This is a genomic window from Rhodopseudomonas telluris (assembly GCF_042432815.1).
GTDB classification, from domain to species: domain Bacteria; phylum Pseudomonadota; class Alphaproteobacteria; order Rhizobiales; family Xanthobacteraceae; genus Rhodopseudomonas; species Rhodopseudomonas telluris.
In genome coordinates, this window is the sequence record NZ_JBHLWM010000001.1 from 635,414 (window position 1) to 653,548 (window position 18,135).

The 18,135-nt window shown below is 66.1% G+C and carries 20 protein-coding genes; 7 read left to right on the plus strand and 13 right to left on the minus strand.

Annotated features, from left to right (window positions below; genetic code table 11):
- Positions 1–15: 15 nt before the first annotated feature.
- From ACFFJ6_RS02885 to ACFFJ6_RS02900, 4 genes are all read right to left on the minus strand, one after another.
- The gene (locus tag ACFFJ6_RS02885) at positions 16–2,718 is read right to left on the minus strand and encodes a DUF2339 domain-containing protein (RefSeq protein WP_378384150.1); all 2,703 of its coding nucleotides are present in this window, start codon (positions 2,716–2,718) and stop codon (positions 16–18) included.
- A gap of 53 nt (positions 2,719–2,771) precedes the next feature.
- Positions 2,772–3,776 carry an NUDIX hydrolase gene (locus ACFFJ6_RS02890; protein WP_378384152.1) on the minus strand — a complete coding sequence of 335 codons (1,005 nt, stop codon included), beginning with the start codon at positions 3,774–3,776 and terminating at the stop codon, positions 2,772–2,774.
- Positions 3,777–3,789: 13 nt separating this feature from the next.
- The gene (locus tag ACFFJ6_RS02895) at positions 3,790–4,296 is read right to left on the minus strand and encodes a tyrosine phosphatase family protein (protein WP_378384154.1); all 507 of its coding nucleotides are present in this window, start codon (positions 4,294–4,296) and stop codon (positions 3,790–3,792) included.
- A 128-nt stretch (positions 4,297–4,424) separates the two neighbouring features.
- Positions 4,425–5,060, minus strand: a complete 636-nt coding sequence (locus ACFFJ6_RS02900) for a YfbR-like 5'-deoxynucleotidase (protein ID WP_378384156.1) — start codon at positions 5,058–5,060, stop codon at positions 4,425–4,427.
- 228 nt (positions 5,061–5,288) lie between these two features.
- Here ACFFJ6_RS02900 and ACFFJ6_RS02905 point away from each other — a divergent pair, with 228 nt between their 5' ends.
- Positions 5,289–5,462 carry a hypothetical protein gene (locus tag ACFFJ6_RS02905; protein ID WP_378384158.1) on the plus strand — a complete coding sequence of 58 codons (174 nt, stop codon included), beginning with the start codon at positions 5,289–5,291 and terminating at the stop codon, positions 5,460–5,462.
- Here ACFFJ6_RS02905 and ACFFJ6_RS02910 read toward each other — a convergent pair.
- Complete coding sequence (locus ACFFJ6_RS02910; RefSeq protein ID WP_378384160.1) at positions 5,453–6,109, minus strand: DNA-3-methyladenine glycosylase I; 657 nt, start codon at positions 6,107–6,109, stop codon at positions 5,453–5,455. The two genes, ACFFJ6_RS02905 and ACFFJ6_RS02910, sit on opposite strands and share 10 nt — an antisense overlap.
- On the minus strand, positions 6,106–6,987 hold the full coding sequence (gene ygfZ / locus ACFFJ6_RS02915; RefSeq protein WP_378384162.1) for a CAF17-like 4Fe-4S cluster assembly/insertion protein YgfZ: 882 nt from the start codon (positions 6,985–6,987) through the stop codon (positions 6,106–6,108). The genes ACFFJ6_RS02910 and ygfZ overlap by 4 nt, the downstream gene beginning before the upstream one ends.
- Positions 6,988–7,163: 176 nt before the next feature.
- On the opposite strand from ygfZ, the gene ACFFJ6_RS02920 reads away from it, so the two are divergent.
- On the plus strand, positions 7,164–8,498 hold the full coding sequence (locus ACFFJ6_RS02920) for a dihydroorotase (protein WP_378384164.1): 1,335 nt from the start codon (positions 7,164–7,166) through the stop codon (positions 8,496–8,498).
- A 228-nt stretch (positions 8,499–8,726) separates the two neighbouring features.
- On the opposite strand, the gene ACFFJ6_RS02925 is transcribed toward ACFFJ6_RS02920, so the two are convergent.
- Positions 8,727–8,864, minus strand: coding sequence for a hypothetical protein (locus ACFFJ6_RS02925; protein WP_378384166.1), 138 nt, complete (start codon positions 8,862–8,864; stop codon positions 8,727–8,729).
- Between the two features lie 252 nt (positions 8,865–9,116).
- Between ACFFJ6_RS02925 and ACFFJ6_RS02930 the strand changes: the two genes are divergently transcribed.
- Complete coding sequence (locus ACFFJ6_RS02930; protein ID WP_378384168.1) at positions 9,117–9,272, plus strand: hypothetical protein; 156 nt, start codon at positions 9,117–9,119, stop codon at positions 9,270–9,272.
- A 110-nt stretch (positions 9,273–9,382) separates the two neighbouring features.
- Here ACFFJ6_RS02930 and ACFFJ6_RS02935 read toward each other — a convergent pair whose 3' ends face one another.
- From ACFFJ6_RS02935 to ACFFJ6_RS02950, 4 genes are all read right to left on the minus strand, one after another.
- Positions 9,383–9,646, minus strand: a complete 264-nt coding sequence (locus tag ACFFJ6_RS02935) for a hypothetical protein (RefSeq protein ID WP_378384171.1) — start codon at positions 9,644–9,646, stop codon at positions 9,383–9,385.
- Positions 9,647–9,772: 126 nt separating this feature from the next.
- Positions 9,773–10,150: a TIGR02301 family protein gene (locus ACFFJ6_RS02940; protein ID WP_378384173.1), complete on the minus strand. Its 378-nt coding sequence runs from the start codon at positions 10,148–10,150 to the stop codon at positions 9,773–9,775.
- A gap of 60 nt (positions 10,151–10,210) precedes the next feature.
- Positions 10,211–10,633, minus strand: coding sequence for an NUDIX hydrolase (locus tag ACFFJ6_RS02945; protein ID WP_378384176.1), 423 nt, complete (start codon positions 10,631–10,633; stop codon positions 10,211–10,213).
- 6 nt (positions 10,634–10,639) lie between these two features.
- Positions 10,640–11,146, minus strand: coding sequence for a hypothetical protein (locus tag ACFFJ6_RS02950; RefSeq protein ID WP_378385710.1), 507 nt, complete (start codon positions 11,144–11,146; stop codon positions 10,640–10,642).
- Positions 11,147–11,210: 64 nt separating this feature from the next.
- On the opposite strand from ACFFJ6_RS02950, the gene ACFFJ6_RS02955 reads away from it, so the two are divergent.
- Positions 11,211–11,984 carry an SOS response-associated peptidase gene (locus ACFFJ6_RS02955; protein WP_378384179.1) on the plus strand — a complete coding sequence of 258 codons (774 nt, stop codon included), beginning with the start codon at positions 11,211–11,213 and terminating at the stop codon, positions 11,982–11,984.
- Between the two features lie 139 nt (positions 11,985–12,123).
- Here ACFFJ6_RS02955 and ACFFJ6_RS02960 read toward each other — a convergent pair whose 3' ends face one another.
- Positions 12,124–13,551 (minus strand): FAD-binding oxidoreductase, encoded by a 1,428-nt coding sequence (locus ACFFJ6_RS02960; protein ID WP_378384181.1) that lies wholly within the window; start codon positions 13,549–13,551, stop codon positions 12,124–12,126.
- 122 nt (positions 13,552–13,673) lie between these two features.
- Positions 13,674–14,657 (minus strand): L-threonylcarbamoyladenylate synthase, encoded by a 984-nt coding sequence (locus ACFFJ6_RS02965; protein ID WP_378384183.1) that lies wholly within the window; start codon positions 14,655–14,657, stop codon positions 13,674–13,676.
- A 332-nt stretch (positions 14,658–14,989) separates the two neighbouring features.
- Between ACFFJ6_RS02965 and ACFFJ6_RS02970 the strand changes: the two genes are divergently transcribed.
- The 3 genes from ACFFJ6_RS02970 (at position 14,990) to ACFFJ6_RS02980 (ending at position 18,102) form a co-directional block, all read left to right on the plus strand.
- Positions 14,990–15,796 (plus strand): helix-turn-helix domain-containing protein, encoded by an 807-nt coding sequence (locus tag ACFFJ6_RS02970; RefSeq protein WP_378384186.1) that lies wholly within the window; start codon positions 14,990–14,992, stop codon positions 15,794–15,796.
- A 124-nt stretch (positions 15,797–15,920) separates the two neighbouring features.
- On the plus strand, positions 15,921–17,207 hold the full coding sequence (locus ACFFJ6_RS02975; RefSeq protein ID WP_378384188.1) for an MFS transporter: 1,287 nt from the start codon (positions 15,921–15,923) through the stop codon (positions 17,205–17,207).
- A gap of 4 nt (positions 17,208–17,211) precedes the next feature.
- The gene (locus ACFFJ6_RS02980; protein WP_378384191.1) at positions 17,212–18,102 is read left to right on the plus strand and encodes an amidohydrolase family protein; all 891 of its coding nucleotides are present in this window, start codon (positions 17,212–17,214) and stop codon (positions 18,100–18,102) included.
- The last annotated feature ends 33 nt before the right edge of the window (positions 18,103–18,135 follow it).

The following is an 18,135-nucleotide window of genomic DNA, read 5'->3' on the forward strand; positions in this document are numbered from 1 at the left end:
CCCGAGTCGCTCAAGCTAAGTCGTCGGCGGTGCGACAGGGGCCTGCGATCCCGACCGCGGGCGGAACAGGATACGCTGGTACAGCCAGCCGATCGCCACCAGCACCAGACCCAGACCCATGAACGACAGCGCCCGGTACACGCCGGTGAGTGTCGACATGTCGATCAGGAACGCCTTGCCGATCGTGAGGGCGATCACCACCGCCGACGCGAGGCGGGCGCGTTGCGAGTCGAACAGCAAGCCGGCGCCGAGCAACAGCACGCCGCAGCCGAGCCAGGCCAGCGAGTAGGTGTATTGCTCCGCATCGCTGGCGTCGCCCATCGACAGCACCGGGCCTTGATACAGGCGGCGGATTTCCAGCGTCACGTAAGCGAGCCCCATCAGCAGCGCGAGCGCGGCGAAGCTGTTGGCGTAAGACGGACGACGAAGTCCCGCGACCGCGTAGGACAGCAGCAAGGCGAGCAGCGCTGGCGCGGCATAAGCGAGCAGCAGCTGGTTCAGCACCAGGCCGTTGATATATGCCGACCAGAACAGCGGGTTTTCCAGCAGCAGCAATCCACCGAGGCTCGCGAGCGCGGCGAACACGGCGAGCAGCACCGCGGCGACGTTGTGGACGATGCTGTGGCTGCGGCGACGCAGCCGCTCCAGCCCGATCGCCATTGCCAGCGCGACGCAGACCTGCAGCGCGACCTCGGTCAGCCCGGCGTTGTCGTGATACACGTCGCCGCCGTTCACCGCGTGGCGGATCTGCAGGAAGGCCAGCAGCACGGTGAACAGGATCGCGGCGGATTCCACCATGCGTAGCGGCACGTCGTCGCCGCGCCGGCGCAGCCAGACGCTGCCCAGCCAGAACGACGCCGCCGGCACGCCATAGCCCCACAGCAGCCAGTTGAAGATCGGCGTGGTGCCGACCGCATCGCCGACGATGCGCGGTTCCCAGCCGATCCGCATCACCACGATGGCGGCGAGGATCGCGGCGAGCCAGCGCAGGAACGGGATCGGCCGCTGCAGCGAGATCCAGGCGGTGGCCGCGCTCATCAGCGCCAGCGCGATCGTCAGCCAGCCCTTCTCCAGCGCGAAGGTCAGCGCCAGCGCCAAGGCGCCGAGCGTGCCGGTGGCGTAGAGCGCCGTCGAGATCGCGAGGCCGGGACGTTTGTCGCGTTTGCTGAGTGCTTCCGTCGCCGCGCCGAACGCCGCGGCGATCAGCACCGCAACGATCGCGAACGGGATCGAGCGATCGAGATGAGCAATGCGCGCATACAGCGCGATCAGCAGCGCCAGCGGCGCGAATACGCCCGCTGCGGCCCACACAACCGGCACGGCCGCGTTGGTGCCGCGGCCCTGCGCCAGCAGGCCGGCGCCGCCGAAGCCGAGCGCGAACAACGCCGCGACGATCAGATGCGTCGTCACCGAACCGGCGAGCGGATCCGCGTCGATGCCGGGCAGCGGCGCACCCTGCAGCACGAGCAGTTCGGGCATCGTCCGCACCGCCCACAGCAGGAACACCAGGGCCGCCAGCACAGCGGCGGCCGCGACGGCCGCGGTCGCCGACGCCGCGCGCCAGGCGATGCCGAGCGTCGCGGCGACCAGCAGCGCGAACACGATCATCGCCGCATCGCTGTGGCCGCAATCGACCACGATCAGCGCGGCCGCGAGTAGGAAAGTCGCCAGCGATCCGGACGAGATCGGTTCGATCCGGCCGTCGTCCTGCGACGGTCCGAACAGGAAGCCGCCGACCACCAGCAGCGCGGCGAGCGCGAAGCTGGCGATGACGTGGAAGGTCGGAGGCGCCAGCGATTGCGCCACGATGTCGAGCCCCGGCAGCGTCCATAGGAAGGCGAGCGCGATCGTCGCCAGCGCCAGCCATCGCCACAGCCGGATTCGGGCGAGGCCGAACGAGGCTGCGGTGATCACCGCCAGATAGATATACAGCGCCCAGTAGTCCGGCTTGCCCGACGACACCAGGATCGGCGTGACGAAGCCGGCAACGACGCCGAGTCCGGCCAGCGCGGGGCCGTGTAGCAGCGCCGCCGCGAGCGTGCCGAGCGCGACCAGTCCGAGCAGGATGAAGGCGCTGGCTGGCGCAAGGAAGTCGTACAGCGCGTAGGCGGCATACACCGTCGCGAACGCCGTCGCGGTGCCGGCGGCGGTGAGGATCGCCGGGATGTTGGCGATCGGCAGCGTGCGGATGTTGGCGACGTCGTCCTTGCGCCGCGTCCATTCGCCGGCGCCGAGCAGCGCCAGCGCGAACAGGCCGCCGAGCAGCACGCGCACGCCCGGGCCCAGCAGGCCTTGCTCGATCGAGTAGCGCACCATGAAGAAGCCGCCGAGCGCCAGCGTCAGGCCGCCGACCCACACCACCCAGCGAGTGCCGATGCGCTCTTCGAAACCGGGCTTCGCTTCCGGCGATGCAGGAGCCGCGGGCGGCACGGCCGTGGCCGCCGGCTGTTCGGTGGGGGACAGCGCGGGCTCGGCAGGCTCAGCCGCCGCGGTCGTCGTGATTTCCTCGGCAGGTTGAAGGTCGGGCGCCAGCGGCACTTCGCCCACGACGGGCGTGCGAGGCGGCGCCGTGGCGGCTGTGGCGCTCGGCCGCGGCGCCAGCGGCTGACCGGCTTGCAGCGCGTCGAGCCGCGCCTGCAGCGCGAGGGAGCGGTTGTTGGCCTTGCGCGCCAGCATCAAGGCGACGAGGGCGATCACGAGCGACAGCAGTTCGAACATCATGTCTCCAGGCGCGGCGCCCGGACTCGGGGCTGGTCGCGGATATTACGGGATCAGCGCCGGCCGCGCACGCGCAGGCCCGGCGCCGGGCGCTCCTGCAGCACTTCGCGGCGGAAGCGGAACAGCGCGGCGGGACGTCCGCCTGTTCGTGTCGACATCTCGCCGGTTGGTTCGACGAGCGCCCCGGCTTCGACCAGCCGCCGGAAGTTCTGCTTGTGCAAATGGCGGCCCGAAATGGCCTCGACGGTGTGCTGCAAGTCCGTCAGCGTGAATTCCGGCGGGAGCAATTCGAAGACCACCGGACGGTATTTGAGCTTGGCGCGCAGCCGCGCGATCGCGGTCGCCAGGATGCGGCGATGATCGAATCGCATCGCCACGCCGAGCGGCGGCAGCTTCGCGCGGGCCAGCGCCGCGGGGCGGCCGTCGCGCCGAGCCTCTTCGATCAGGCCGGCCTCATAGAGTAGCTCGTAGCGGTCGAGCACGCGCTCCTCGTCCCACTGCGCGCCGTCGATGCCGAAATACAGCCGCACCCGATCCTTGCGCGCCAGCGCACGCGCGGTGTCGGGCTGTTCGGCCTGGTTCGCCCAGGTCGTGAGTTCGGGAATGATGCTGCGCTCGATGATCTCGGGGCGTCGTTCGCGCCAGTCTTCCCAGGGGAAGAAGCGATACCACGGCTCGAAGCTCGCGCCGGCGGCGCGCGCGGCGTTGTCGACCGCGCGGGTCAGCGCCAGGTAACCGATCGAGGCGACGTGCACGTCGGTGTCGCCGATCCGCGCGTGACGGCCACGGTCGCCGAAGGTGTAGAGCTGCTCGACATAGCCGAGCCGCAGCCCGGTCTGCTCCTCCACCCATGCGCGCAGGCCGATTTCCAGCGTCCGATGCGAGATCGCGTCGAACGGCCCGTACGGCAGGCCGAGGCCGGCGCTGCCGCCGGACGCGGTCAGGATCAGCGGCTCGTTGTTCTCGATCGCGACGATCGCGGCGGTTAGTCCGATCTCGATCGGGATCGGCGGACTATCGCTCGCAAGCTTGTCGGCGCTCGAAAGCTTGTCGCTCATGCGGTTGCGATCGTCATTCGAGATCGATGCGGAACGGCTGGCCCTCGACGCCGAGATTGCCCGGTCCGATCGCCTCGAGCGCCCGCAGCATCCGGCCGTCGCGGCCGAGCGCGCGGTCGGCGAGCGTCACGATCAGTCGGTTGGGGTAGGCGCTCGGCGAGGCGTCGCGGATCTGCCGCGCGATCGTCAGCTCGTCGCGATGCGGGTTGAGCGCGCAGGCGGCCGCGAAGGCGCTCGCGGTCGAACGGCTGATCCCCGCGTAGCAATGCACCACCAGCGGCGCCGCGCGGTCCCAGCCGCGGACGAAGTGGAGCAGGTCGGCCACATGGGTTTCGTTCGGCGCGACGAAGCCGTCCATGTGCTCGGTGATGTCATCCATCGAGATCCGCAGATGGTTGACCTCGAGCACCGAAGCGGGGCGCTGCACCTGGTCGACATTCGCCATCACCGACAGGATATGGCTGGCGCCAGTCGCCGCGACGGTCGGGTGCAGGGCTGCGAGCGAGCAGACGTGAATCATGGAGCCTTCCCGGAGTTGCGGGCGATCTTAATCCTGCGCCCGGGGCGGTGAAAGCGCGATGACGCGAGCGGTTGCCAACTGGGGACGGCAGGGGACCGAAAAATGCGAACGCATCGCACCAATTCGGCTCACCCGGCGACTGCCCCAGGTTTGCCGCATAGTGCGTCGAAGCGGGCGAGGAACCGCTTTTCGGCCTTTCCGGCCGACCACGGCGTCAGATAATCGTCCTGCACGCTCGGCGGCAGCCTGGGATCGTTGCCGAACAGCCGCTTCGCCTCGGCTTTTGTGAAGCCAGCCAAAGCAGTTGCTTCGAGGTAAGCAGCGCCGCGATCGGCCGCCTTGATCTGCCGTTCGATCGCCTCGTCGAGTTCCGCCGGCAGCCCGAAGCGAATGTGGATCGCTCCCAGCAACCGCTTCTCGACGCTCTTATAAGATGCGCCAATCACCGCCTTGAACGGCGAGATCATGTCGCCGATCACGTATTCCGGCGCGTCGTGCAGCAGCGCGGCAAGGCGCAGGCGCGCGTCGATCCGCGGGCTTTTCTGCCGCATCACCGCTTCGACCAGCAGCGTGTGCTGCGCCACCGAAAAGATATTCGCGCCGCTGGTCTGGCCATTCCATCGCGCAACCCGCGCGAGGCCATGGGCGATGTCGGCGATCTCGATATCGAGCGGCGATGGATCGAGAAGGTCGAGACGACGGCCGGACAACATGCGTTGCCAGACGCGATCTGCGGCTCGTGAGGGCGGGGCGGCTTTGCTCATACGGCTTCGTCAGTAGTGCGATTCGCCGGCCATATCGACAGCAATCCGAGGTCGCGGTTCCGTGCGGAGCGGGCCCGCCCGCCCGATCTCGGCCACCGTGTCGTCGAAGTTTTGCACGGGCTGTTTGAGACATTGAGCAGCCCGCAAAAATTAAATAAGGATACGTTAATTAAATCGGCAGATTCGCCGCGCGTTCGAATTAATCCTAGTCCTGGGGAGTTGAATTAAATGGCCGGACAGTCTGCCCGCTCCGATGTGAAGCGATCACCGCCGGGGAGCACGCATGACGCGCGCGCGCCCGAACCGACACTGGAGTCGCTCCAGCAAGAGAACGAATCGCTGAAGAAGCTGGTGGTGACGCTGTCCGAGATGGTGCTGCGGCGGACCGTCGATCAGCGCTGACGCACGGTCCGGTTCGGCTGCTTAGTAGCGATGCGCCGCTGCGGTTTCGTCATGGCGCCGCACCGCGCGTGGCAATGGCAGTCGACCAGATGATCGTTGACCATGCCGACCGCCTGCATGAAGGCGTACACGATGGTCGGCCCGACGAATTTAAATCCGCGCGCCGACAGCTCCTTTGAAATTTTCACCGACAGCGGCGTCGAAGCTGGCACGCCCGCGGTGGTCTTGAACGCGTTCACCTTCGGTGCGCCGCCGACGAAGCCCCACAGCCATTTGGAAAAGCCGGGGCCTTCCTCCTGGATTTTCAGCCATGCTTTGGCGCTGCCGATCGCACCTTCGATCTTGGCGCGGTTACGGACAATGCCGACATCGTTCATCAGCGCGGCGATCTTGTCTGCGTCGTAGCGCGCGATCTTGGCCGGATCGAAATCGTCGAAGGCGCGGCGGAAATTGTCGCGCTTGCGCAGGATGGTGATCCACGACAGCCCGGCCTGAAAGCCGTCGAGGATCAGTTTCTCGAACAGCGCGCGGTCGTCGTATTCGGGGACGCCCCATTCGGTGTCGTGATAGGCGACGTACAAGGGATCGTCGCCCGGCCACGGGCAGCGATTCAGTCCATCGGCGCCGAGCCGGGGGCCGCGGCTCATGTGCCGGTCCTGCGCTGCGCGGGCGTCAAGTCGTCGGGATCGGCGATCGTCAGCGTGACGCCGCCAGCAACGAGCGACAGTCCGGCCTGGCGCGCTTCGGCGACACGGTCGATCCGCAGCAGCGCCAGCCCGCGGCCGGGCACCGATGACCCCATCGTGCCGACAGCCTTGTCGCCTGCAGCGATGTCGCTGCCGGCCTGCGGCGCGTCGCCGTCGAAGGTCACGCGCACGATCCGGGTGCGCGCGGTGCCGCGATGGTGCATCCGCGACACCACCTCTTGGCCGATGTAGCAGCCCTTGCTGAAATCGACGCCGTGCAGCCGGTCCATATTGGCCTCATGCGGGAACGCGTCCGAATAGGCGAAGTCGGCGCCGCCGTTTGGCACGCCGCAGGCGATCCTGTGCGTGTCGTAATCGCTTGGCGCGACGAGCGTGGCTCCGAGCGCTTCAGCGGTCGCTTCTGCCAGCAATTCCGGAACGATGACTCGCCAGCCGAGCTGGTCGGCGCGCGGATCGACGAAGCCCATTTCGGGCGGCTGCGCCAGCACGCCGTCCCACACCGCCAGCACGCCGAGTCGGTCGGACAGGTTCTCGATCAGCACCTTGGCGCGCAGCTTGTAGAATTTCAGCTTGGTAGCGAGCGGTTCGGCGAGCGCCTTTGGGCAATCGAGCAGCAGGCCGCCATCGTCTTCGGGCGGCAGCTCCGTGATGAAGAAATCGCTGACGATCTTGCCTTGCGGCGTCAGCAGCGCACCGAACCGGCCCTGCCCGGGAACCAGCTTGGTCAGGTCGGTGGTGACCAAGCCGTTCAGCAGGTGCCGTGCGTCGGGACCGCTGATCTTGAGCACGCCACGGTCGGAAAGAAATGTCGCCTTCATCAAATTCTCGATCGAATTCTGCCGAAACGCCGGTCAGGAACGTCCTTTGCGCAGACGCCCGGGCCGGCTATGACTGCCAAAATAAGCGGCCGAACCGCACGCAACAAGGCACGCTCAAACAAGGCTTGGTCGACAAGCCCTGCAAGATGCGCACCGCCGAGAGGCTTTCGAGGACCATGACCGGCACATTCGACACGATTCTGAAGGGCGGCACCATCGTCAACCAGGACGGCGAGGGCGTTAGCGACATCGGCATCAAGGATGGCCGGATCGCCGCGCTGGGCTCGCTCGGCGCCGAACAGGCCGGCGAGACGATCGATTGCCGCGGCCTGCATGTGCTGCCTGGCGTGATCGACACCCAGGTGCATTTCCGCGAGCCGGGGCTCACCCACAAAGAAGACCTCGAAACCGGCTCGCGCAGCGCCGTGATGGGCGGCGTCACCGCGGTGTTCGAAATGCCCAACACCAATCCGCTGACGGTGACCGAGGAGACCTTCACCGACAAGGTCGCGCGTGCCGAGCACCGGATGCATTGCGACTTTGCGTTCTTCATCGGCGGCACCCGCGACAATGTCGAGGAGTTGCCCAAGCTCGAGCGCGCCCGCGGCTGCGCCGGCGTGAAAGTGTTCATCGGCTCGTCGACCGGCAGCCTGCTGGTCGAGGATGATCCGAGCCTGCGCCGCATCCTGTCGGTGATTCAGCGTCGCGCGGCGTTCCACGCCGAAGACGAGTATCGGCTCAACGACCGCAAGGGCGAGCGGATCGAGGGCGACCCGCGCTCGCATCCGGTCTGGCGCGACGACGTTGCGGCGTTGCAGGCGACACAGCGGCTGGTGGCGATCGCGCGCGAGACCGGCAAGCGGATCCACGTGCTGCATATCTCGACGCGGCAGGAGATGGAGTTTTTACGCGAGCATAAGGACGTCGCATCGGTCGAGGTGACGCCGCATCACCTGACGCTGGTGGCGCCGGAGTGTTACGAGCGGCTCGGCACCAAGGCGCAGATGAATCCGCCGGTGCGCGACGCCTGGCATCGCGACGGCATCTGGCACGGTCTGGCCCAGGGCGTCGTCGATGTGCTCGGCTCCGACCACGCGCCGCATACGCTCGAAGAGAAGGCCAAGGTCTATCCGGCCTCGCCCTCGGGCATGACCGGCGTACAGACGCTGGTGCCGACCATGCTGGATCACGTCAATGCCGGCCGGCTGTCGCTGGCGCGCTTTGTCGATCTCACCAGCGCCGGCCCGGCGCGGCTGTTCAACATCGCCTGCAAGGGCCGCATTGCCGCCGGCTTCGACGCCGACTTCACGGTGGTCGATCTCAAGCGAAGCGAGACCATCACCAACGACTGGGTCGCCTCGCGCGCCGGCTGGACGCCCTATGACGGCGTCCGCGTCACCGGCTGGCCGGTAGGCACCTTCGTACGCGGCGCCAAAGTGATGTGGCAGGGCGAACTGACGACCCCGTCCACCGGCGAGCCGGTGCGGTTTCTGGAGACGCTGAAGCCATAGGCTGTGCTTGTCCTGGAAGGCATCGTCCTCGACTAATTGAAGCGACGTGCCCAAGTACACTGACTCCTCATCCTGAGGAGCCCGGCGAAGCCGGGCGTCTCGAAGGATGGGGCCACGCAGTGCCGGCGGCGCATGGTTCGAGACGGCGCTGCGCGCCTCCTCACCATGAGGTCTTGCTTGTTGTGAGCGATCCAGAGCGCCTGCTTTGATGCTACGAGGCAGAACGCTTCAGCCCGGCACGTCGATCGTGGTGTTGAATACCACGAGATCGCCGCGGTAGAGGCCAGTCGAGTCGAGCACGATCTCGTCCTTGCGATTTCGGCGGCGGCGGCCGAACTGATCGCGAGCCGCATGGAGCCTGCGCATTGACAGCAGCCGACACGAGGCGCGCTGAGGCCCTGCGTCATTTTGTCAGCACCTCAGGGGAACTCCGGTGGGGGATTCTGCGTATCCTCGCCGCGAGTATCATCAGCGATGATGGCACACGATTCGGCTGGCGCGCGCCGGATCGGGTTCGAGGCGTTGGTTAACAGCAAATCAACGAATGCGGCGCAGCCTTTGAAAGTCGCAACGATCGCCGGGTCGTGGAGTGACCGATACGCCTAAGGGGGATTCCAGATGGAAGCTCAGAAGACCGCGGTCGATGCCATCGTGACCTTGACCGGATGTGACCGAACCGCCGTGACCGAATTCATCCGCCGATTTTATCTGGCGGGCGTCAAGGATCCGAAGCGACTCACCTTCAAGGGGCTTCAGGCCTTCGCGCGAAACTGAGGTTCGGCGTCGGCTCATTCCGTACGGCCAAGTGCAGCGGACAATCCGTCAAATGCGGCCTGCGTATCGGAGCCCGCTTGCGACGGGCGTCAGACGCTTGCAGGGAGCCGTTACTGCTTTGCGAGCGCGATCGAGAATTCGCCGTTGCGAACCCGGCCCGGAAGGCCCTCGACGAACTTCGCCACGGCATCCTCGCCGTAGGTGCCGACCAGCTCCGCGAAGGCGGTGAACAAGCTCGCCTGCGCCAGGCAATCGCCGTCGACGCCGTCGTGCAAGGCCTCGGCCCAGGCTTCGCTGAGATAGCTGAGCGCCGTCTGCTTCTGCTCGCGGTCAGCCTGCAGGTCGCGCTCGGGAGGGTAAGTCGTGACGCTCATGAATCTCAACAAGGTAGGGCCCGGTCCACTGCGGACCGGCAATTCCGAAGTGTTACCACGCACACGGACGCCGGCTAGGGAGTTCTTTAGGAAAGGTTAACGGCCTGGGATAAACCCGAGGTCCGCTCAGTTCGCGTAGCGGGCGGTCAGATCGCGGGAGATCTTGGAACCTTCCTCGAGATATCGGCGAATCGCCACCTTGGCGGCCGGCGTGCAGGTCCGATAGGTCTGCTGGAACCCGTTGTAGCCCCGATTGAATCCGGCGATCAGCCGGGTGCGACGCTCTCCTGAGGGCGTTTCGGCGTCGATCAAGGCCTGCATCTCGTTGCGCCATTTGGCGCCTTCATTGCTGCCGCAGATTCCGCGCAGGTAATGCAGCGTTCCCAGAATCTCGGCGAAGCGTTGGAGGTCGGCATCGAACGGCGCGGCGCCGTCCTGCGCGCGCGCCGGGGCAAGGCTGCAGGTCGCAACCACGAGTGAAAGGGCGAACAGGCGCTTCAGCATGAGGGGATCCCGACGCGGCCTGATAGGCTTTTTCCGCCGCAGCGGCAAGCTTATGGCGGGTCAGGTTCCGATCAGGGCGCGCGCGGCCGCGACGATCGCCGGCAGGCCCTCGGTGACCTTGAACTTGCCGACCGACTCGGGGGCCACCCAGACGGCGTCGTCGAGTTCGTCGTTCAGTGCCGGATCGCCGGCGATCCAACGTGCTGCGAAGGACAGAATCACGTAGTGCCCGGCATTCGTCGGCCCCGGCACGACCTCGCGCCAACCGGAGAGACCGGTGATTCTGACGGTCAGAGCGGTCTCCTCCGCGATCTCGCGCGTCAATGCCGCTTCGAGCGTTTCGCCGAATTCGACCCGGCCGCCGGGCAGGGAATAGAAGCCCTTGCCGGGCGATCGCGCGCGGCGGACCAGCAGCACGCGGCCGTCGCGAAAAATGGAGGCGCTGACGGCGAGTTGAGGATGGCGGGGTGGTTCCGAAGACACGGCTGGTCAGTGCGACATGATGAAGTCGACGTCCGCTGCGCTACCCTGGCCGTTGATGATGCCGCCGGCGCGCCCGATCAGCGGTTTGATCCAACCGACCGCTTCCTCCGCCAGCTTGGTGCGCGTCGAATCCTGCTTGGCGCCGCGCATGGCATCGCCGATCGCCGAAAGAATCGCGGTCATGTTGCTGGTGACTTCGTCGAAGTCCTGGCGGATGCCGGGATCGGCATGTTCATAGGCGTCGATCGCGAGATCGCGCGCCTTGAAGTTCGAGAGCTTGAAGTGTTCCGCATAGGACAGGGGCTGCCAGCCGAGGAAGTCCTCCGAACATTCGGGCATGTCCGGAATCATTTCGAGCAGCATGATGGCTTCGTTGAAGTGGTTCAAATAGTCGGTTGCGAGCCCGGTTTTCGGATTGATATTCGCAGCCGACAGCTCCGCCGCACGCGCGGCGGCATCTGCGCCACCCGATGATCCTGGGCGCGGTGAGGGGCTGGTTTGCATCGATGCCATCAATGGTATTCTTCGGATACCGGGGTTAATAGGCTCTGAAGAATCCACCTGGGATAAACGCGCAATGTGCGGACGCTTTGTCATTACTTCTGCACCGGCAGCCATTCGCGAGGCCTTCGCCTATGTGGATCAGCCAAACTTCCCGGCGCGCTACAACATCGCGCCCACCCAACCCATTCCTGTCGTGATCCTCGACGGTGGTGCGCGTCGATTCCGGCTGATGCGGTGGGGATTTCTGCCGTCCTGGGTGAAAGATCCGAAGGCGTTTGCGCTGGTGATCAATGCCCGCGCCGAAACCGTGTTCGAGAAGCCCGCGTTCCGCAACGCGATCCGGCGTCGCCGCTGTCTCGTTCCGACAGATGGCTACTACGAGTGGAGGGCGATCGGCTCACGCAAGCAGCCCTATTTTATTCAGCCGCAGGGCGGCGGGCCGATCGGTTTCGCCGGCGTCTGGGAGACCTGGGTGGGCTCCAATGGCGAGGAACTCGACACGGTCGCGATCGTGACCACTGCGGCCGAAGGCAGGATGACCGAGCTGCACGACCGCGTGCCCGTCACGATCGCGCCCGACGACTATGCGTGTTGGCTCGACGCCGATGAAACGGATGTCGAAGGCGTCGCCGGATTACTTCGCTCGCCGCCGGACGGCCTGTTCGTCTGGTGCGCGGTGTCCAGCGCTGTCAACCGCGTCGCCAACGACAACCCGCAACTGATCCTGCCGATTTCGGACGAGGAGGCGCAGGCCGTCCAGGCCCGGGCACCGAAACCGCCGGCGGCGAAGCGCGCCGGGCGGGCGAAGCTGCCGACGGAAGACAGCGGGCAGGGCTCGTTTTTTTGAACGCTTCCTCGGCCCTGTTGGCGACCTCGGGCATCCACGTCAATTTGTTCGACGACTTAGCGAAGTGTGCGCCTGCCAGCCAAGGGCGCCAAGGCGTCCTTCGCGCCGTGGCTTGTGCTGCCGACTTTCTTCTCGGTGACTACACGACCTTGCCAGGGTTCATGATGCCGTGCGGATCGAGCAGCGACTTGATCGAGCGCATCAGTTCCATCGCGGTGGGGTCCTTCACGCTCGGGAGCTCGTCGCGCTTCATCACGCCGATGCCGTGTTCGGCCGAGATCGATCCGCCATGCCGCAGCACGATCGCGAACACGACGCTGTTGACCTCGTGCCAGCGCGCGAGAAATTCGGCTTTATCGGCGTCCACCGGCTGGCTGACATTGTAGTGGATGTTGCCGTCGCCGAGATGGCCGAATGGCACCGGCCGTGCGCCGGGGATCAGCTCGATCACCGCCGCGTTCGCCTCTGTGATGAAGGCCGGAACCGCGGCGACCGGGACCGAGATGTCGTGCTTGATCGAGCCACCTTCCGGCTTCTGCGCCGGCGAGATCTCCTCGCGTAGTTTCCAGAAAGCTTCCTGTTGCTGTAGCGACGCGGCGATCGCCGCGTCATCGACAATGCCGTCCTCGAAACCCCGTTCGAGAATCGCCTCGAGGGCGCCGCGCGCGGCCTCGCGCATCGACGACAGCTCCATCAGCACGTACCACGGATAGCGGCTCTCCAGTGGGTCTCGGTTATGGGCGTGGCGCACCGAGAAATCGAGCGCGATCTCGGCGATCAGTTCGAAGCTGGTGAGATGGCCCGCGGCTTCTCGCTGGGCGATGCAGAGCAATTGCAGCGCGGCCTCGGGCGACTGCAGTCCGACGAATGCGGTTTCCACCGCCCGTGGCTTCGGAAACAGCTTCAGCGTCGCAGCCGTGATGATGCCGAGCGTCCCTTCGGCGCCGATGAACAGGTCGCGCAGGTCGTAGCCGGTGTTGTCCTTTTTCAACTTCGACAGCAGGTTCAGCACGCGGCCGTCGGCGAGGACGACTTCCACGCCGAGCGCCATGTCGCGGGCCAACCCGTAGGCGAGCGCGGCAGTGCCGCCGGCATTGGTCGCCAGATTGCCGCCGATGGTGCAACTTCCCTGCGCGCCGAGCGACAGCGGAAACAGCCGGTCGATATTCGCGGCGCGCTCCTGCGCGGTCTGCAGAATGACTCCGGCTTCGACCGTCATGGTATTCGACGCGAGGTCGATTTCCCGGATCTTGTCCATCCGCTTCAACGAGATCACGACCTCGCCATTGTGCGGCGTCTGGCCGCCGACAAGCCCGGTATTGCCGCCCTGTGGCACCAGAGCGACGCGCGTGTCGTGCGCGAGCTTGCAGATCGCCGCGACTTCCGCAGTCGATCCCGGACGCAGCACCAACGGCGACCGGCCGTGATACAGATTGCGCTCCTCGGTGACGTAAGCCTCGAGTTCGATCGGATCCGTCAGGGCATGCCTGTCGCCGACGATTGCCGCAAAGCGCGCGATCAGGTCGGAGGACAGAGCCTCGGGCGAGTGCGGGGCGACGATGTTCATGATGTTTCCTCTTCCCTGTCGTTGCGAGGAGCCGAGCGGCGAAGCAATGCGGAGCGCCTATCAGGCGGTTCTCGATGGCTTCGCGCCGCTCGCGACGACGCAATGATTTGTTGGTCCGGTCTTCATGGGCGCGGCGCGGCGGCGCGGCGCAGGCGATCGTTGATCGCCTCACCAAGGCCGTGCGTTGGAATCGGCATCACTGCGATCGCGCGCGCTTCGACCTCATCGAGAGCACGCAGCGCGCCGAACAGACGGGCCGCGGCTTCAGCGAGATCGCCGCGCGTAGATAGATTGCGCACCGCGACGGCCGTTTCTGCACCCGGAGGCAGGTCGGGACCAAACGCCAGCAGGGCTTCGCCCGACTCGACGGTCGTCGCCTCGAGACGCACGCGGGCACGCGGCGCGTAGTGCGATGCCAGCATCCCAGGCGCGACCGGCGCACGGCCGGCATCAGGGATTGCCATGGGTGTGCTAAGCGTCCGCCCCAGCACACGCTCGATCGCCTCGCGCGGCACACCTCCGGGACGTAGCAGCACGGGTACGCCGAGGCAGCCGATGATCGTGGATTCGACCCCGACCATCACAGGGCCGCCGTCGACGATGACGTCGATGCGCCCGTCGAGGTCCGCTGCGACATGGGCCGCTGTGGTCGGGGAGACGTGGCCGGAGCGGTTGGCGGAGGGCGCAACGACCGGTCCTCCGAATGCTCGTAGGATCGACTGTGCCACCGGATGCGCGGGCACGCGCAGGGCCACGCTAACGAGTCCGGCGGTGGCGAGATCGCAAACCGAACAATTCGTTGCCTTGGGCAGGACCAGCGTCAGCGGCCCAGGCCAAAAGGCCTCGGCCAATCGCAGTGACACCTCGTCGAGTTTGGCGACCGCGCGCGCTGCAGCCAGATCGGCAACGTGGGCGATCAGAGGGTTGAATGACGGCCTTCCCTTGGCGGCGTAGAGCCGCGCGACGGCGTCGGCGTTGGTGGCATCCGCGCCCAGCCCATAGACCGTCTCGGTCGGGAACGCGACCAGGCTGCCGCCTCGCAAGGCGTGCGCGGCAGCCTCGGCATCCCCGGCGGTCAGTCTGGTGGTGGTCAGGTCGAGCATCATGCCCGGTTCATATCGCAATTCGCGCAGATGCGAAGTAGCAAAGTCGACGCGCTGCGCTGCATCACACGCGGGAGACGTCATGATCGAAATGGATCAGGTGCTCGCCCAAATCGCGAAGCCTTCCTCCGCGCACGCGTGAAATCCCGTTTGAAGAAGGTCGAAAGAGGCCGTGCGACGGACTTGCAACGCGTTCCAATATAGAGTGAGGATGGATTGTTCACACAGGCGCTTATCCGATGCAACTCAACCCGCTGCTTCATGCCGAACGCGTCACCGGCCGCAGGCAATCCGCTCTGATCGATCTTTGGTCAACGACAGGATTTGCCGCTGCAGTGAGCGAAGTGACGGGCCCGCATCTCTATGAGTTCGGCGAGCTACCGGTCCCGACGGTCGCGATCACGTTGTATGACGTTCGCCGTCATGTCCTGATCGAGAACGGCAAGGTGCGGCGCGACGCGCCGGTCCATGCCGGGCGATTTCGCATCGGCCAGCCCGGGCGACGGGTAGTGGTCGATGCCGTGCCCGACACCAATCAGGGCAAGCTGTTGCTGTTGTATCTGGGCGAGCCGCTGCTCAGGGATGTCGGGCGTTCCCTCGGCGCAGCCGATGCGATCGCGCTGCGGGACACCGCTTGGGATGTCGACGATGCGCTGCTCGAAGCGTCGGCCAAGCGTCTCGTCGAGGCCAGCGAGAGCGGTGGACGGCCGAACGCGTTGCTGGCTGAGCAACTCGCCTACACGCTCGCCCTGCATCTGACGGATCGCTATTCGGCGCCGCGTTCGACCCCAGCCGAGCAAACCGCGCCGCTGGAAGGACCGGTGCGCGAGCGGATCGCCGAGTTTGTCAGGTCGGATCCCGGAGCGCCGATCACCTTGGCGGCGATGGCGCAGGTTGCGGGCATGAGTCCGTCCAACTTCATCCGCAGCTTCAAGCGCTCCACCGGGATGACGCCGCATCGCTTCGTTGTCGAACAGCGGATAGCTGCCGCCAGACGATTGCTCGAGACGTCGGACCTTCCGATTGTCGAAATCGCGCTGGGCGTCGGCTTCTCGTCGCAATCTCATTTCGGCGTCGCGTTCCGTCAGGTGACCGGCGAAAGCCCTGCGCGCTATCGCCGGCTGCAGCGTGGCCGCGAGTAATTTTTCGACAGAAAGCCGCCGTCTCCACGGTCAGCTGACAATTTTCCGGCAGACGCGTCCTCTCGATTGATAAATTTGTCGCACACGAGCGATCGCCCGGTGAAGGCGAGCGAGGGAGGATACGATGACGACATCTTCGAGCACGGTCGCGCCGATCGCGGATACCAGCCTGACCGGCTTCTACAAAGACATGACCGTTCCCGAGAAGCGCACCTTCTGGGCCTGCGCGACGGGCTGGGCGCTCGACGGCATGGATTTCATGATCTACCCGCTGGTGATCGGGACGATCATCGCGCTGTGGAAAGTCGACGCCGGCTCGGCCGGCCTCGCGGGCACGGTGACGCTGCTCGCTTCCGCTGTTGGCGGCTGGGCCGCGGGCTATCTGGCCGATCGGATCGGCCGAGTCCGCACGCTGCAACTCACCATCATCTGGTTCTCGCTGTTCTCGCTGCTGTGCGCGTTCGCGCAGAACTTCGAACAATTGCTGATCCTGCGTGCGCTGCTCGGCTTCGGTTTCGGCGGTGAGTGGGCGGCCGGCGCGGTGCTGATCGGCGAGACCATCCGTCCGCAATATCGTGGCCGTGCAGTCGGCTCGGTGCAGTCGGGCTGGGCGGTTGGCTGGGGCATGGCGGTGCTGGCGCAAGCCGCGCTGTTCTCGCTGCTGCCGCCCGAGCAGGCGTGGCGCTGGATGTTCGCGATCGGCGCGCTGCCGGCGCTGCTGGTGCTGTATCTGCGTGCCTATGTGAAGGAGCCGGAAGTCGCGGCGCAAACCCGCGCCAGGATCACGGCGGCGGGCGGCAGCCGTTCGATCCTCGCGATCTTCCAGGGGCGTATTCTGAAGACGACGATCCTGGCCTCGCTGGTCGCCACCGGATGTCAGGGCGGTTACTACGCGATCACCTTCTGGGTGCCGCGCTTCCTGACGACCGAGCGCAAGCTCTCGATCGTCGGTTCGACCGGCTATCTGGCGACGCTGATTGTCGGGTCTTTCGTCGGTTATCTGGTCGGCGCCTGGTTCGCTGATCGGTTCGGCCGCCGCAGCCTGTTCCTCACCTTCTCGCTGGGCGCGATGGTGGTGGTGCTGGCCTATACCCAGCTTCCGCTGTCGAACGAGATGCTGTGGGTGCTGGGCTTCCCGCTCGGCTTCTTCGCTTCCGGCTATTTCTCCGGCATGGGCGCGTTTCTGACCGAGCTTTTTCCGACCAGCCTGCGCGGCTCGGGACAGGGCTTCTGCTATAATTTCGGCCGCGGCGTCGGCGCGCTGTTTCCGTTCCTGGTCGGCTATCTGTCGCAAGTGACCACGTTGGCGAACGCTATTTGTCTGTTTGCGATGTTCGCCTATGTGCTGTTCTTCGCGGCGGCCTACGCGCTGCCGGAAACCCGCGGCACCGTGCTCAGCGCCGATGAGTGAGCCTGTGACCTCGACGGATCCGGCTCCGGCCTGTCCAGGGCCCGATCCGTCGCCGCGCCCGCCGACTCGCTTCGTCGTGCCGCCGGGAGCCGTCGACACCCACGCCCATGTCATCGGGCTGCCGCCGGCCTATCCGTTCGTCGAAGGCCGCAGCTACACGCCGCCGGCGGCGACAACGGAGGCCTATCTGGCGATGCTCGACGCCACCGGCATGACCTATGGCGTGCTGGTGCAGGTCAGCGTGCACGGCACCGACAACCGGCTGCTATTGGAAACGCTGCGGGCCCATCCGGACCGGCTGAAGGGAATCGCGGTGATCCCGCTCGGTCTGTCGGACAAGGAGCTGGCGGCGCTGAAGGACGCCGGCATTGTCGGCCTTCGCCTCAACATCCTGTATGGCGGTGGCATCGGGTTCGAACGCGTCGGCGAATACGCGGCGATGGCCAAGGACCTGGGATGGCACCTGCAGTTCCTGATCGACGCCAAAGACCTCGTGCCGCTGGCGCCGCAGCTCGGACGGCTGCCGGTGCCCTTCATCGTCGACCACTGGGGCCACTTCCCGGTGGCACGCGGCATCGATGATCCGGGCTTCCAGACGCTGGTGTCGCTGGTGCGGGACGGGGCCTGGGTGAAGCTGTCGGGCGCCTATCGCAACACGGTCGCTGGTTTCCCCTATGCCGACACGATCCCGTTCGCGCGGCTGCTGCACGAGACCGCGCCCGATCGTTGCGTCTGGGGCAGTGACTGGCCGCATGTCGCGACCTGGCAGCACATGATGAATGTCGGCGATCTGCTCGATCTGCTCGCCGACTGGGTGCCCGACGCCGCTGCCCGCGATCGCGTACTGGCCGAAAACGCGCAGCGTTTTTATGGCTTTACGCCCGTTCTGAGCTGAGTCACGTTCGTTGACGCCGTCGCCCCCGTCTGC

What these genes read in the sequence shown, in the direction of transcription:
- ACFFJ6_RS02885 (WP_378384150.1), bottom strand. Translation starts at nt 2,718, where the DNA reads ATGTTCGAACTGCTGTCGCTCGTGATCGCCCTCGTCGCCTTGATGCTG.
- ACFFJ6_RS02890 (WP_378384152.1), bottom strand. Translation starts at nt 3,776, where the DNA reads ATGAGCGACAAGCTTTCGAGCGCCGACAAGCTTGCGAGCGATAGTCCG.
- ACFFJ6_RS02895 (WP_378384154.1), bottom strand. Translation starts at nt 4,296, where the DNA reads ATGATTCACGTCTGCTCGCTCGCAGCCCTGCACCCGACCGTCGCGGCG.
- ACFFJ6_RS02900 (WP_378384156.1), bottom strand. Translation starts at nt 5,060, where the DNA reads ATGAGCAAAGCCGCCCCGCCCTCACGAGCCGCAGATCGCGTCTGGCAA.
- ACFFJ6_RS02905 (WP_378384158.1), top strand. Translation starts at nt 5,289, where the DNA reads ATGGCCGGACAGTCTGCCCGCTCCGATGTGAAGCGATCACCGCCGGGG.
- ACFFJ6_RS02910 (WP_378384160.1), bottom strand. Translation starts at nt 6,109, where the DNA reads ATGAGCCGCGGCCCCCGGCTCGGCGCCGATGGACTGAATCGCTGCCCG.
- ygfZ (WP_378384162.1), bottom strand. Translation starts at nt 6,987, where the DNA reads ATGAAGGCGACATTTCTTTCCGACCGTGGCGTGCTCAAGATCAGCGGT.
- ACFFJ6_RS02920 (WP_378384164.1), top strand. Translation starts at nt 7,164, where the DNA reads ATGACCGGCACATTCGACACGATTCTGAAGGGCGGCACCATCGTCAAC.
- ACFFJ6_RS02925 (WP_378384166.1), bottom strand. Translation starts at nt 8,864, where the DNA reads ATGCGCAGGCTCCATGCGGCTCGCGATCAGTTCGGCCGCCGCCGCCGA.
- ACFFJ6_RS02930 (WP_378384168.1), top strand. Translation starts at nt 9,117, where the DNA reads ATGGAAGCTCAGAAGACCGCGGTCGATGCCATCGTGACCTTGACCGGA.
- ACFFJ6_RS02935 (WP_378384171.1), bottom strand. Translation starts at nt 9,646, where the DNA reads ATGAGCGTCACGACTTACCCTCCCGAGCGCGACCTGCAGGCTGACCGC.
- ACFFJ6_RS02940 (WP_378384173.1), bottom strand. Translation starts at nt 10,150, where the DNA reads ATGCTGAAGCGCCTGTTCGCCCTTTCACTCGTGGTTGCGACCTGCAGC.
- ACFFJ6_RS02950 (WP_378385710.1), bottom strand. Translation starts at nt 11,146, where the DNA reads ATGGCATCGATGCAAACCAGCCCCTCACCGCGCCCAGGATCATCGGGT.
- ACFFJ6_RS02955 (WP_378384179.1), top strand. Translation starts at nt 11,211, where the DNA reads ATGTGCGGACGCTTTGTCATTACTTCTGCACCGGCAGCCATTCGCGAG.
- ACFFJ6_RS02960 (WP_378384181.1), bottom strand. Translation starts at nt 13,551, where the DNA reads ATGAACATCGTCGCCCCGCACTCGCCCGAGGCTCTGTCCTCCGACCTG.
- ACFFJ6_RS02965 (WP_378384183.1), bottom strand. Translation starts at nt 14,657, where the DNA reads ATGATGCTCGACCTGACCACCACCAGACTGACCGCCGGGGATGCCGAG.
- ACFFJ6_RS02975 (WP_378384188.1), top strand. Translation starts at nt 15,921, where the DNA reads ATGACGACATCTTCGAGCACGGTCGCGCCGATCGCGGATACCAGCCTG.